Source organism: Streptomyces sp. NPDC050997 (genome assembly GCF_040660135.1).
Classification (GTDB): domain Bacteria; phylum Actinomycetota; class Actinomycetes; order Streptomycetales; family Streptomycetaceae; genus Streptomyces.
The window spans coordinates 169273-181768 of the sequence record NZ_JBFAGK010000005.1 but is presented as its reverse complement, the minus strand read 5'-3'; the positions used below and the strand labels follow the sequence as shown (position 1 = coordinate 181768).

At 67.9% G+C, this 12496-nt stretch carries 10 protein-coding genes; 5 read left to right on the top strand and 5 right to left on the bottom strand.

Going from position 1 to position 12496, the window contains the following annotated elements; all coding sequences use genetic code 11:
* Positions 1 to 3083 (bottom strand): NACHT domain-containing protein (locus AB0H86_RS13565; protein ID WP_362436765.1); only part of this gene is annotated, 3083 nt, incomplete at its 3' end.
* A gap of 175 nt (positions 3084 to 3258) precedes the next feature.
* Here AB0H86_RS13565 and AB0H86_RS13560 point away from each other — a divergent pair.
* Together AB0H86_RS13560 and AB0H86_RS13555 are read left to right on the top strand one after the other, a co-directional pair.
* Entirely contained in the window at positions 3259 to 3465 is a 207-nt protein-coding gene (locus tag AB0H86_RS13560; RefSeq protein WP_362436763.1) for a hypothetical protein, read from the top strand.
* A 333-nt stretch (positions 3466 to 3798) separates the two neighbouring features.
* Positions 3799 to 4035: a transposase gene (locus AB0H86_RS13555; RefSeq protein WP_362436761.1), complete on the top strand. Its 237-nt coding sequence runs from the start codon at positions 3799 to 3801 to the stop codon at positions 4033 to 4035.
* Positions 4036 to 4481: 446 nt separating this feature from the next.
* On the opposite strand, the gene AB0H86_RS13550 is transcribed toward AB0H86_RS13555, so the two are convergent.
* The 4 genes from AB0H86_RS13550 to AB0H86_RS13535 form a co-directional block, all read right to left on the bottom strand.
* The gene (locus AB0H86_RS13550; RefSeq protein ID WP_362436759.1) at positions 4482 to 4931 is read right to left on the bottom strand and encodes an excalibur calcium-binding domain-containing protein; all 450 of its coding nucleotides are present in this window, start codon (positions 4929 to 4931) and stop codon (positions 4482 to 4484) included.
* Positions 4932 to 5019: 88 nt separating this feature from the next.
* Positions 5020 to 6180: an alkaline phosphatase PhoX gene (locus AB0H86_RS13545; protein ID WP_362436757.1), complete on the bottom strand. Its 1161-nt coding sequence runs from the start codon at positions 6178 to 6180 to the stop codon at positions 5020 to 5022.
* Positions 6181 to 6247: 67 nt separating this feature from the next.
* Positions 6248 to 7816: a HAMP domain-containing sensor histidine kinase gene (locus AB0H86_RS13540; protein ID WP_362436755.1), complete on the bottom strand. Its 1569-nt coding sequence runs from the start codon at positions 7814 to 7816 to the stop codon at positions 6248 to 6250.
* On the bottom strand, positions 7813 to 8793 hold the full coding sequence (locus AB0H86_RS13535; RefSeq protein ID WP_362436753.1) for a response regulator transcription factor: 981 nt from the start codon (positions 8791 to 8793) through the stop codon (positions 7813 to 7815). The genes AB0H86_RS13540 and AB0H86_RS13535 overlap by 4 nt, the downstream gene beginning before the upstream one ends.
* Positions 8794 to 9017: 224 nt before the next feature.
* Between AB0H86_RS13535 and AB0H86_RS13530 the strand changes: the two genes are divergently transcribed.
* Genes AB0H86_RS13530 through AB0H86_RS13520 form a run of 3 tightly spaced genes read left to right on the top strand, consistent with a single transcriptional unit; the run spans position 9018 to position 12456 of the window.
* Entirely contained in the window at positions 9018 to 9641 is a 624-nt protein-coding gene (locus AB0H86_RS13530) for a carbonic anhydrase (RefSeq protein ID WP_362436751.1), read from the top strand.
* On the top strand, positions 9638 to 11500 hold the full coding sequence (locus AB0H86_RS13525) for a SulP family inorganic anion transporter (RefSeq protein ID WP_362436749.1): 1863 nt from the start codon (positions 9638 to 9640) through the stop codon (positions 11498 to 11500). The genes AB0H86_RS13530 and AB0H86_RS13525 overlap by 4 nt, the downstream gene beginning before the upstream one ends.
* A 29-nt stretch (positions 11501 to 11529) precedes the next feature.
* The gene (locus AB0H86_RS13520) at positions 11530 to 12456 is read left to right on the top strand and encodes an oxidoreductase (RefSeq protein WP_362436747.1); all 927 of its coding nucleotides are present in this window, start codon (positions 11530 to 11532) and stop codon (positions 12454 to 12456) included.
* The last annotated feature ends 40 nt before the right edge of the window (positions 12457 to 12496 follow it).

Sequence of the window (12496 nt, the reverse complement as noted above, 5' to 3'; positions counted from 1 at the left end):
ACGTCGCCACGGGCCAGATCGAACAGCAGGGGGCGAACCTCACCATCCTCCGGCCACCGCTCGACCAACACCTTCAACGCATCGAGGCGCACTTTCAACGCCCCGAGGCGCGCGTCCCCGTCCTCATCGCCACGGGCCAGATCGAACAGCAGGGGGCGAACCTCACCATCCTCCGGCCACCGCTCGACCAACACCTTCAAGGCATCGAGGCGCGCGTCCCCGTCCTCATCGCCACGGGCCAGATCGAACAGCAGGGGGCGAACCTCACCATCCTCCGGCCACCGCTCGACCAACATTCGAAGGGCTGCACTACGCAGGAAAGCGGTGCCGTTACGGGCAACATCAAACAGCAGAGATCGGACTTCAACGTGCTCGGGCCACTGCTCAACCAAAGCCTGAAGGGCGGTACGACCCGAAAATGGATCCGTATCGAGGCCCCGGAAGAGATTTATCCACAGAGCGCGAATCTCATTGTTTTCCGGCTGTTGCTCGGCCAAGGCCTTCAATGCATCGACGCGTGCTAACACTTGTCCGTCGCCGCGGACAGCGTCAAGCAGTAGGGTAGTGACGTCGTCATCTTCCGGCCGCCGCTTCGCCAAAATCTGCAACGCGCCACGACGCAGGTAACCTCCTGAGTCGCTATTCCGAGCGACATCAAACAGCAGAGCAAACACGTCGTCATCCTCGGGCCATCCCTCGACCAACGCCTCAAAAAATTTAAGGCGCGCATGCTCTTCTTCGTCGTCACGCGCCAAATGCAACAGCAGTGCACGAATTTCGTCATCTGCCGGCCACTGTTCAACAAGAGCCGAAGCGAAAACTCCTCGGTCGTAAGAACTGTATGAGGAGCAAGCAAAACGGCTCAGTTCAGCGCGATCTGGATGCAGTCTGCACACCAATTGGGGAGTATCGACACTGGGAGAGAACTGCCCGCGTGTGCGAAACCAAGCCAGAAAAGGTTCACGACCAACCCAGTATGGACTGAACGACGCGAAGGCCGGATACGCCGCTGCTAGGGAATCATGCACTGACGAATTGAGGAATCCCATAGTAGCGCGAATTACACACACACTCTGACTATTCAGTAGCCCGATCTTGGGAACCTCGGCGAGGGCCCGCAGGGCGAGGACCAGCAGAGAAGCATCGTGACGGTTGCGCCGTTCTTGATGCGAGGAAATGAAGCAATCGATTGCACCGGCGGCGTCGATGGGTTCAAGCTGGCCAATTAGTAGCAGGAGAACTTCGTGCCAGGCAGGATCACTTGCATGAGGCGCGATTACATCATCAAGAAGTTCTTGAGGGCTCCATTCCCTGGCACGGGTGTAGCGGTTGTAGATATCAGCTGCGGCGAGGTGCTCGAGGAAAGCTCGGTGTACGAATCCATAAACCTCGCCTCCATAGCGAGCAAGGATGAAGTTTCTTTCACGTAGTTGCGAAAGCAGTGCGCGCGCGCCATTGGAGGCTGGACCAGGCGGAAGGCCGTAATCCTCCAGATGGCTACGCAACAGATGTTCAAGATCTTCCCCATAGATATGGTTACCGGCTAGGCCAGCAGTGCCGGCCTGCATGGCGCGGGCCAGCATCATCAGTACCTCGCCTCGATCGAGCGCATCAAGGACGTCCTTGATAGCCGGAGGCAAGTCAGCTTGCAGGTGCTTGGCCTGTTGATCCCATTGGGCGGTAAGGACCGTGACGGCCTGACGATAAACGCCGAGACGGTCTTTGGGTAGCGGCTGACGACGACCTACGATGGCCAGAATGGTTAATAGGAGTGGATTACCCGCCAACTCGCGTACCGGACGTGAATCGCGAACGGCACTCTGTAGCCGCTCTGCTAGCCGAATAGCCTGTTCAGTATCCGTAGGACAGGAGAGGCTGTACCAGCGTTTGGTAAACGTTGCAATTTGCTCGTGGTCGAGATCTTGCAGCATATAGTGAGCGAAGCTGGCTCCGTCGAGAACGTGACGCTTGTAGCCAATGACTCGGGAGGTCACCACGATGCGAGCTAAGGGCCAACGAGCAGCAAACGCAGCAATCTGCTCGGACGCAGCTTGGCGCACTTTGGGATCGAAAATCTCGTCAAGGCCATCAAAAATGATGAGAGCGCGATTAGATCGGAGTAGATGCTGTAACACCGCTGACGGCACAGACAGGCCAGTTTGGGCGTGACGATGTTCGAGGAAATTCTCGAAGGTTCCTTTTACCCACTGAGCCTCAGCATACTGCCGCAATTCCACCACTATGCCTACTCTGCTCTCCAGGGCATTGAGAGGGACACTCCAAGGCCGCCGGACTGCCAGGGAGAGAGCAAGGTATTTGGCCAGCGTGGACTTACCGGCACCAGGGTCACCTAGCACCACGGTCTTGCGCGCATCTTCTTCGTCAAGCACCTGCAGGATGCCGCGCACCGGACGCTGCGCGTAGGCATCTTGCAGTTGCTTGAGAGACTCCACGACACCGCTCGGTAGATGGTCAGGGTTTGGTAACTCCCCTGATTCCTCCAAGCGGCGTACCAGTTCGCGCGGCAGCTCAACGGGCGGAGGGTCGGAACGAACACCCGGCTCGATAAAGACTTCACGGAGACGAATCGCAGGATGGCGGCCCTGGTCATCGAGCGGCAGCAGAACTTCCAGGTCTAGGTGCCCCCATGACTCGCGGACACGCTGAGCGTAGGCGGCGAGGGCCGCCTCAATCTGTCGCGAACTCGTCCCCTTGCCATCAGAAGAGGCTGGCTCGGATCGCTCCAAAGCCCTGACCAGGGAGGTGTGTTCGGTCTTCCAAGTGCCCGGGACGTACAGATGATCGACTGCAGGGGCCTGCGCGGTGCGCGCATGAAGTTGGCAAGCCTGAACGTAGGCGAGCAACACTTCCCAGTCAGGTGCCTTAGCCGAGCGGCCTGACAGAAGCCGAGTAACCGCGTTGGCGGTCAACTCCCGGCCCCCGCCGGCCTTCCGAGCAAGACGAGCGGAAGCCGCCACGACGTCGGCATTCTTCGCTCCTGATGCGTCCCGCAGGTCACGCAAGCGGCGCGCGAAGGTCTCGCGTGCCGCTTCGGCCGAGCTGTTGTCGCTGCGCTTCGTCACCTTGTGGCCCCCGCCCATCTACGTACCGCGTTGTACCCACGCGGCACTTCAGGTTAGGCCCCGACCTGCGGTGATGGCAGACGAATCCCAATTACTCCCGATTTTGGGACTGCTGCAGGCAACCCACCGCACGCTTAGCGGCGCAACGTCACCGCTACTCGCTGGGAGCCAGCCCATGCCCACTTCACTCAACACTCTCGTGATCACGCTCGGTCCCGTCGGGATCCTTGTCCTGGCAGTCTTCCTGCTGCTCTTCGTTGGAGTCGTCCTGCCGGCGGTCTGGTCTCGCCATGACTACCGCCGCACGGCTGCTCAACAGATGCTGAGCGCCCTGATCGACGCCGTGTGCCGCGCACTACGCCGCCTGTGGCCGCTACGTTGATCGAGACTGCGACCACTCAGACACGCGGGTTCCTCTCTGCTGCATGGCGGGCATGTCGACCGCTGCGCACCCGTGAGCGATGCGACTCACCGTCCTTGGGCTGACTGACCGTTCTCAATCCATTCGTGTGCTCGGTCTTCTTCGAACGGGTTCCTGGATCGGGTGAGTTGGCTGACGTCGGGGCATGATGGAAGGGCCTCTTGGTAGCTCGTGGTTGTCGGGTCCAGCGAGAAGCAAGAGGCCAGTCCGTCCACTCCTGGGTGTGACCGTCTCGCCCACCGGTTCGGGAACGCGGCGGACCGGCCAGAACGCCAACCCTGGTACGGCTCGGACATGAGCGATGCTGAGTGGGCGTCGGTGCGGGATCTGCTGCCGGTGCCGGGATGGCTGGCGGGCCGGGGCGGGCGGCCGGAGGGCTACTGCCACCGGCAGATGATCGACGCGGTGCGCTTTCTCGTCGACAACCGCATCAAATGGCGGGCGATGCCCTCCGACTTCCCGCCCTGGCCACGGGTCTACGCCTTCTTTGCCCGCTGGCGCGATACGGGGCTGGGTGGCAGAGCGGCATGAACGGCTGCGCGAGGCGCGCGTCCGCCGGGCGGAGGGCCGCAAGCCGGAGCCGAGCGCGGCAATCTGAGCACCTCTTCCGCCTCAGCCAGAGCCGCCCGCACCCGCTCCAGCTCCGCTTCGAGATCTTCCACCCGCACCGCCGCGGCCTTCTGCCGCGCTTCCAGCACCGCCCGCATCGACGGCATCCGCCACCCACACGACATCTCGGTCAGCAACGGACCGAGACTTCCGTGCGGGCCGCCATCTCATGCCGGACCAGCGAAAACCACACGTGAGGTTCGGAAAGAGAACGACGTCTGAGAGTGCCCTGAGGGCATGAACAATGGCTGGCTTCCCAGGTCAGGAAGCCAGCCATACACCCTGTGCGGGGGTGCCGCCCTCCCGCTCGTGTGTCGGAATCAGCGGAGCAGCGTGGCACTATGCCAGAGCCCTGTCACCGCGTCGGATCAGGTGTCGCAGGCCACGCCGTCGTTGTCGCGGTCCAGGTGGGAGGCGTAACCGGGCTCGCCCTGGTGGATGGGGGCCGCGCCCGCTGCTCGGACCGCGTCGCAGTTGGCGTAGTAGACGTCGTCGTTGCTTGAGGTGTCGTCGGTGGTTCCTGAGCCGTCCGTGGCCGGCGTCGCCGTGACTGTTCTGGTGACCTTGACTGTTTTCGTCGCGGTCACGGTCGGGGCGGGTTCGGGATCCTCGGCGGGCGGGGTCGCGGTTGTCGTGGCGGTCACGGTGACGGTGGGGCGGGGTGCGGCGGATGCCGGCTTCGCGTCCGTTTTCGTGCCGTCCCCGTCCGCCGCCCCCGCCCCGATGCCGAGGAAGAACGCCAGGCCCAGGGCCGGGAGTACGTACCGTTTCCGAGCCCATCTGGGAGCAGGGCGCGTCGTGGTGTACGGATTGGTCATGTCATCCCCCGAGGGTCGTACGTGAGGGGATGACCGTAATGCCGAGTGACGGTACGTGTAAGAGGTGTGGCTTTTTTGTGATGGTTCGTTACAAGCGGAACGGGCCCTTCACCTCGTACGTGATCCCGCCCGACGAACTCCCGCTCGTCCCCCGCTGGCTGGAGAAGTACAGGCGGGTGCCGTCAGGGGAGAAGGCCGGGCCGGTGATCTCCGAGCCCGACTGGCCGTCGACGCGCAGGAACGGGGCGATCACGTCGTCCGGGGTGATGACGCAGATCTCCATGTTGCCGCCGTCCTCCGCGACGAACAGGTCGCCGGAAGGGGTGCCGGTGATGTTGTCGACGCCGGTGAGGGGGGCGGTGCCGGAGGTGATGAGGGAGTCGTCGTAGGCCAACTCGTAGGTGTTCGTCGTGAGGTTGAGCTGCCAGACGCGGTTGTCGCCCTTCGTGGTGAACCAGACCGTGTCGTCGGCGTAGTGGCAGCCCTCGCCGCCGTTGAAGGACTTCGAGCCGGAGACCTGGGTGCGGGTGGTGGTGGGGGAGCCGTCGGGGTCGGGGATGTTCGCCCAGGTGAACGAGCCCGATGTGGCGCTGCCCGCGACCATGACCTGGAGGGTGCCGGAGGACAGATCGCCCCAGGTCGTCGGTATGAAGCGGTAGAAGCGGCCGTTCGTCTCGTCCTCGGTCAGGTAGACCACCTCGCGGACCGGGTCCGCGGCGGCCGCCTCGTGCTTGAAGCGGCCCATCGCGTCCCGGCGCACCGCGGCCTTCACGCCCCAGGGGTCCGTCTCGTAGACGTAACCGAGTGACACCTCCTCGCAGGACAGCCAGGTGTTCCACGGCGTTCGGCCGCCCGCGCAGTTCTGCCGGGTCCCGGACAGGACGCGGTAGGCGGAGGTGACGGCACCCGCCGAGGAGAACCGCACCGCGCTCGCGCCGCCCGACGGATTGATCTCCGAGTTCGAGACGTAGATCCAGCCCGTGCCGTCCGCGTAACAGGCGCCGCCGTCAGGGGCGTTGTGCCAGGTGTACGACGTTCCCGTGACCGTCTGGCCGGAACGGGCGATCACCCGGCTGGTGAAGCCGCTCGGCAGACGGACGCCGTTCGTGTCCGGTGCGCCGAGCGCGCCGTAGGGGCCCGTGCCGGGCTGGGCGGGGGCGGCGTACGCGGCGCCGCGCCACAGGGTTCCGCCCAGAACGGCGGAGGAGCCGCCGATCGCGGCCGCACGCAGGAAGGTACGACGTTCCACGCTTGCTCCAAGGGGTGTCGTGACCGGCCCGCCACCGATCGGCGGCGGGGTGGCGCGGTCTCGGACCCTAGAGGCTGGGGGTAGACGTGTCATGGACGCGTCGTGAAATGGGGGCACGGTCCACATGGCCGCCACCGGTCACCGACGGCTCTCGGCCGATCCGCGGTACGGGCTCCCGGCGGCGCGGGCCCGTTCTGCCCATGGTGTGACCGCCCGGTGACGGCTGAGCGGACGGCAGGCGGATCACCGCGTCCAGGCCGCCCGTGTCGGCGGTGCGCAGGCTCGCCTCGCCGCCGCTCGCGTGCGCGAGCCGTTGGACCAGGGCGAGGCCGAGGCCCGTACCGCCCTTGGGGGCGCCCGGCGCGCGCCAGAAGCGGTCGAAGGCGCGGGCGCGTTGCTCCGTCGTCATGCCCGGGCCCTCGTCGCTGACGTGCAGGTCGACCCAGGAAGGGCGGGCGTCGCGCAGCGCGCGGCGGGACGGGGCGTGCCGACGCAGTTCGATGGTCACCGTGGTGGCGGGCGGGGAGGCGCGCAACGCGTTGGAGAGCAGGTTGTCGAGGATCTGCTCGATGGACCCCGGCAGTGCGAGCACCGGGCCCACGCCGCCCGCGAACAGGACCAGGAAGACGCCCTGTCGGGCGAAGAGCGGCGCCCAGGTGTGGTGGCGTTCCGCGCAGAGGGCGCCCACGTCGACCGGTCCCGGCGTCGCCGCGTCCTCCTCCAGTCTGGCCATCGCCAGCAGGCCCTCGACCATACGGGCCAGCCGGTCCGTCTCGGTGACGGCGGCGGTGAGGCTGGAGCGGCCACGGTCGGAGATGTTCGGCTCCAGGTTCTCCAGGCGCAGCCGCAGTGCCGCGAGCGGCGTCTTGAGCTGGTGCGAGGCCTCGCCCGCGAACGCGTGCTGGGAGTCCAGGAGATGGGCGAGGCGGGCCGCCGTACGGTTGAAGGCGGCGGCCAGGCTACGGACCTCGGGTGGGCCCTTGGTCACCGTCACCGTCACCGGCCCCGCGCGGCCACCGATCGCCAACTCGTGTGTGGCGCGCTCCAGTTCGCGGATCGGGCGGCCGGTCCAGCGGGCGATGGCGAACGCGGCGAAGGTGACCGCGGTGAGGACGCCGAGACCCCCGAGGGCCAGCAACAGCCAGATGTGGTGGACGCGTTGGTGCACCATCTGGGTCGGCACCGTGAGCCACACGGCGCCCTCCGGCCGGACGCCGTGGCCGACGGGCGCGGCGACCGACAGGTACTGGACCCCGCCGATGGTGGAGGTGCGCACGTCCACCGTGGACGTGCCGCGCAGCGCCGCCGCGAGGCCCGGGCGGGAGGCCAGCGCGTGCGAGGCCTCGGCGGTGAGCGGGTGCGAGGTGGCCAGCGGAGTGCCCGTACCGTCGACGACCACCACCTTCCCGCCGATCCGGGCGGCACAGTGCGCCACCCGGCCGGGCAGCTCCTGCTCGGCCCGCCCGGTGGCGAGGGACAGCGCCGCGTACGCCGAGACCGACTCGGCCTCGTCCTTCGCCGCGGTGATCACCCGCTCCCGCTCGCCGCGCGAGTACACGAAGCCGAGCGGGATCTCCAGGCAGAGCAGGACGAGCGCGGCCAGGCTGAGATAGCTGACCAGCAGCCGGCGGGTCATGGCCGCGCGTCCCAGCTGGAGTGCGAGCCCGCGACCGGCCGGGTGCGCAGGTAGTCGACGGGCCCGGTGTGCAGGCTTTCGAAGGGCCTGCTTTCGAAGGGCCGGGTGTGCGGGCCCTCGGCCGGTCCGGTGTGCAGGCCCTCGACCAGCCCGCTGTGCGCGCCCTCGCCCGGCCCGGTGTGCACCGCCAGCCGGAAGCCGACCCCGCGCAGGGTCTGGATCCACCCGGGGTGACCCAACTTCCGTCGCAGTGCGGCGACATGGACGTCCAGTGTCTTCGTCGGACCCTCGTAGTGCGGGTCCCACACCCGGTCCAGGATCTGCTGCCGGGAGCAGACCGCGCCCGGGTCCTCGGTGAGCAGCGCCAGCAGGTCGAACTCCTTCGGGGTGAGCGAGACCGGCACCTCGCCGACCCAGACCTGCCGGGTACGGCGGTCGACGACCAGCGGGCCGGGCTCGTACGACGATGCCGCCGCGCCCGGCGCCGACATCGGGTCCGGCTCGGCCGCCGTCGGCTCGAACGCCCCAAACGCCGCGCCCTGCGCCGTGCCCTGCGCGGTCCCCTGCGCGGTCCCCTGCGCCGTCCCGTGCCCCGCACCCTGCGCCGCACCTTGCGCCGCCCACTGGGTCCGCCGGGTCACCGCCCGCACCCGTGCCACCAACTCCCGTACGCTGAACGGCTTCGACAGGTAGTCGTCGGCGCCCAGTTCCAGGCCCAGCACCCGGTCGGTCTCCTCCCCGCGCGCGCTGAGGATGAGGATGGGGACGTCGGAGACCTGGCGGATGCCCCGGCAGACGTCGATGCCGTCCATGTCCGGCAGTCCCAGGTCCAGCAGGACGACATCGCCGTACGGACCTCTCAGGCCGTCGGTTTCGGTGGCCACGTGATCGACCGTCAGCCCGAAGTGTCCGAGCCCCTCGGCGAGCGGTTCCGCGATCGTCTCGTCGTCCTCGATGAGCAGCACTCGTAGGCCCATGCGTCCCGTCTCTCCATGAATACGTGAATCGGTGTGAATCCAGGCAGCCCGTATTCGCATTTCACATCCTGGCACCGACACGCTACAAGACGACAGTACCCGCGCGCGCCCCGACAAAGAATGTTCAATTCCTGTCCGGGCTCTGGGGTTTGCTTAACCTTCCTCTGGTGTGTGCTCCCCTACGGTGTGGTGAACGGATCGAACTCCCTGATGAGGAGGCGGAGTTGAAGGCACTGCTGGACCGCGCCCGCACATTCACGCAGCGGGTCGAAGGTGAGCGCGGCGAATACCGAAAACTGGCCGAGGGGCAATATCCCGAGGCGCTCTTCATTACCTGCTCGGACTCGCGGGTGATACCCGCGCTCATTACCGGCGCCCGTCCCGGCGAGATATTCGAGCTGCGGAACGCGGGCAATATCGTCCCGTCGTACGGGCGGCCCGGGGCGTCGGGTGAGGCCGCCACCATCGAGTACGCGCTGGAGGTGCTCGGGGTTCAGGACGTCGTCGTGTGTGGTCACTCACACTGCGGGGCGATGGGCGCGCTGAAGTCCGGCGACGACCTGACCGCGCTGCCGGGCGTGGACGCCTGGCTCGACCTGGCCCGCCCCGACCTGGCCTCGGTCCTCACCGGCACGTCCGGCGCCTCCGCGGACTCCTTCGACCCGTCCCTGTCGGACGTGGCGCAGCGCAACGTCGTCAACCAGCTGGCCGCGGTGCGCAGTTACCCGATCGTGCGGCAGCGGCTGGAGGAGGACCGGCTGCGGCTGCACGGCTGGTACTACGAGATCGACACCGGGCGGGTGTACGAACTCGACGACGACGGCAGCTTCCGGGTGCACGCCGGATGAGCGGGGCGCACGCGCGGGGCAGGACGTGGGGCGGGTCGAGGACGGCGACCAGGAGCGCGCCGAACGCGATGGACGCGCCGAACTGGACCGAGACAACGGCGCCAGGGGCAGCGACAGCAGCGCGAGGGGCAGCGACAGCAGCGCCAGAGGCGCCGACCAAGGACACGACGACCTCGCCGACGCCGGCATCCCGCCCCGGCAAGGGCCCCAAGCCCGACCTCGGCACCGAGATCACCGCCTCCCTCGTCGTCTTCCTGGTCGCGCTGCCGCTGTGCATCGGCGTGGCCGTCGCCTCCGGGGTGCCGGCCGAACTGGGGATCATCTCCGGGGTGATCGGCGGACTGGTGGTCGGGGCGGTGCGGGGCAGCACGCTCCAGGTCAGCGGGCCCGCCGCCGGACTCGCCGCGCTGGTCGCGGAGACCGTCGCGGAGCACGGCGTGGCCATGCTCGGGGTGATCGTGCTGTGCGCCGGGATCCTGCAGATCGTCCTCGGACTGGTCCGGCTCGGCCGGATGTTCCAGGCGATCTCCCTCGCCGTGGTCCAGGGCATGCTGGCCGGCATCGGGCTGCCGCTGATGTTCAGCCAGGCCTACCCGATGGCCGACGCCAAGGCGCCCGGCGTCCCTATCGAGAACATGGCCGGGATCCCCGGGCTGGTAGCGGGCATCCTGACCGACCGGCAGGCGATGATCGCCACGCTGCTCGGAGTCCTCACCGTCGTGTTGAGCTTCGTGTGGAAGAAGGTGCCCGGGCCCGCGAAGAAGATCCCGGCCGCGCTGGTCGCCGTCGGTATCGGCATCGCGGTCGCGGCGCTGCCCGGGGTGGACGTGAAGACGCTCCAGGTCGGCGATCTGATCGCCTCCGTGCAGGTGCCGGGCGCCGAGCAGTTCGCGGGGCTCGCTGACGTGGCGATCATCACCTCCGTACTCACCTTCACGGTGATCGCCTCCGCGGAGAGCCTGTTCACGGCGGCCGCGGTGGACCGTATGCACAGCGGCCCGCGCACCCGCTACAACACCGAGCTCATCGCCCAGGGCGCCGGGAACACCATCGCGGGTGTCCTGGGCGCGCTCCCCATCACGGCCGTGGTCGCCCGCAGTTCGGCCAACGTCCAGGCGGGCGCGAAGACCCGGCTCTCCCGGACGCTGCACGGGCTGTGGCTGCTCGCCTTCGCGATGCTGCTGCCGCAGGTGCTCGCGCTGATCCCGATCTCGGTGCTCGCCGGTGTTCTGGTGCACAGCGGCTGGAAGCTGTTCGGGCCGGCGGAGTTCCCGAAGATGTGGCGCCAGGACCGGGGCGAGTTCGCGGTGATGACCCTCACCACGCTGGTTATCGTGGCCACCGCGCTGCTGGAGGGCGTACTGATCGGGCTCGCCGCGGGAATCGTGCTGGCCGCGCTCAGGATGTCGCAGACCGTGATCCGGCAGCACGTCGAGGACGACACCGCGAAGGTCGTCATGGCCGGCAACGCGACCTTCCTGCGCCTGCCGAAGGTCATCGAGGCACTGGAGGCCGCGGCGGCCTCCGGCAAACCGAGGATCCGCCTCGACCTGACCGGTGTCACCCACCTGGACCATGCCTGCCGCAACCAGATCGAGGAGTTCACCGCGCAGCAGCGGGGGATCGGGCTGCGGGTGGAACTGCTGATGCCGGGTCCGGCAACAGCATCGGCCACACCCGCCCCCACCGAGCAGCCGATACCCGTACGACCCCCCGCACCCACCCTCACGCACCACCACAACACCGCCGCCTTCGCCCCGAGCCCCGATCCGGGCCCCGGCCCCGGAGCCGAATGGTTCTACCTGGACACGCGTCCTGTTCCCGACGATTACGCCGGGCGCTCCCCGCTCGTAGGCTGAGCCCACCCGTCAGCCAAGGGAGGTCGGCCATGTCCGGCTGGAGCGAGAAGGACGTCCCGGACCAGAGCGGCCGTGTCGCCGTCGTCACCGGAGCCAACAGCGGCATCGGGTACGTCACCGCCCGGGAGCTGGCCCGCAGGGGCGCCCGGGTGGTGCTGGCGTGTCGCAGCGAGGCCAGGGGCACCGCGGCGGTCGACCGGCTGACCGCCGAAGTCCCGGGAGCGGAAGCGGAGGTCATCCGCCTGGACCTGGCGGACCTGGCCTCCGTACGGGAGTTCGCGGACGCCTTCTCGTACGACCGGCTCGACCTGCTCGTCAACAACGCGGGCGTGATGGCGCTGCCGTACGGGACGACGGCCGACGGGTTCGAGACGCAGTTCGGCGTGAACCACCTGGGCCACTTCGCGCTCACCGGGCGGCTGCTGCCCACGCTGCTCGGCACGCAGGGCGCGCGTGTGGTGACCGTCTCCAGCCCGGTCCACGCGCTGTCCAACATCGACATCACCGACCTCAACAGCGAGCGCCGCTACCGGCGGTGGACCGCCTACGCCCGCTCCAAGACCGCAAACCTGCTGTTCACGCACGAGCTGGCACGCAGGCTGGCGGCTCACGGTTCGGACGTGGTCGCGGCGGCGGCCCACCCCGGGTACGCGGACACCAACCTCCAGACCGCGGGGCCCCGGATGTCCGGCCGCAAGGGCAGCGAGCGGTTCATGCGCATCGGCAACCGGTACTTCGCCCAGTCCGCCGCGTCCGGCGCGCTCCCCACGCTCTACGCGGCGACCGCGCCGGACGTACGCCCCGACTCGTTCACCGGACCGTCCCTCGCGATGTGGCGCGGCGCTCCCGGACGGTCCTGGCGAGCTCCGTGGACCCTCAACGACCGGGCGGGGGAACGGCTTTGGGGTGCCTCCGAGCAGCTCACGGGGGTGACCTACGACGCCCTGAAGGTGTGACGCGGCCACCCACACCGCCACCGCCGGTACAGCACGGCGG

What these genes read in the sequence shown, in the direction of transcription:
- AB0H86_RS13560 (WP_362436763.1), top strand. Translation starts at nt 3,259, where the DNA reads ATGCCCACTTCACTCAACACTCTCGTGATCACGCTCGGTCCCGTCGGG.
- AB0H86_RS13550 (WP_362436759.1), bottom strand. Translation starts at nt 4,931, where the DNA reads ATGACCAATCCGTACACCACGACGCGCCCTGCTCCCAGATGGGCTCGG.
- AB0H86_RS13525 (WP_362436749.1), top strand. Translation starts at nt 9,638, where the DNA reads ATGAGCGGGGCGCACGCGCGGGGCAGGACGTGGGGCGGGTCGAGGACG.
- AB0H86_RS13555 (WP_362436761.1), top strand. Translation starts at nt 3,799, where the DNA reads ATGAGCGATGCTGAGTGGGCGTCGGTGCGGGATCTGCTGCCGGTGCCG.
- AB0H86_RS13540 (WP_362436755.1), bottom strand. Translation starts at nt 7,816, where the DNA reads ATGACCCGCCGGCTGCTGGTCAGCTATCTCAGCCTGGCCGCGCTCGTC.
- AB0H86_RS13520 (WP_362436747.1), top strand. Translation starts at nt 11,530, where the DNA reads ATGTCCGGCTGGAGCGAGAAGGACGTCCCGGACCAGAGCGGCCGTGTC.
- AB0H86_RS13535 (WP_362436753.1), bottom strand. Translation starts at nt 8,793, where the DNA reads ATGGGCCTACGAGTGCTGCTCATCGAGGACGACGAGACGATCGCGGAA.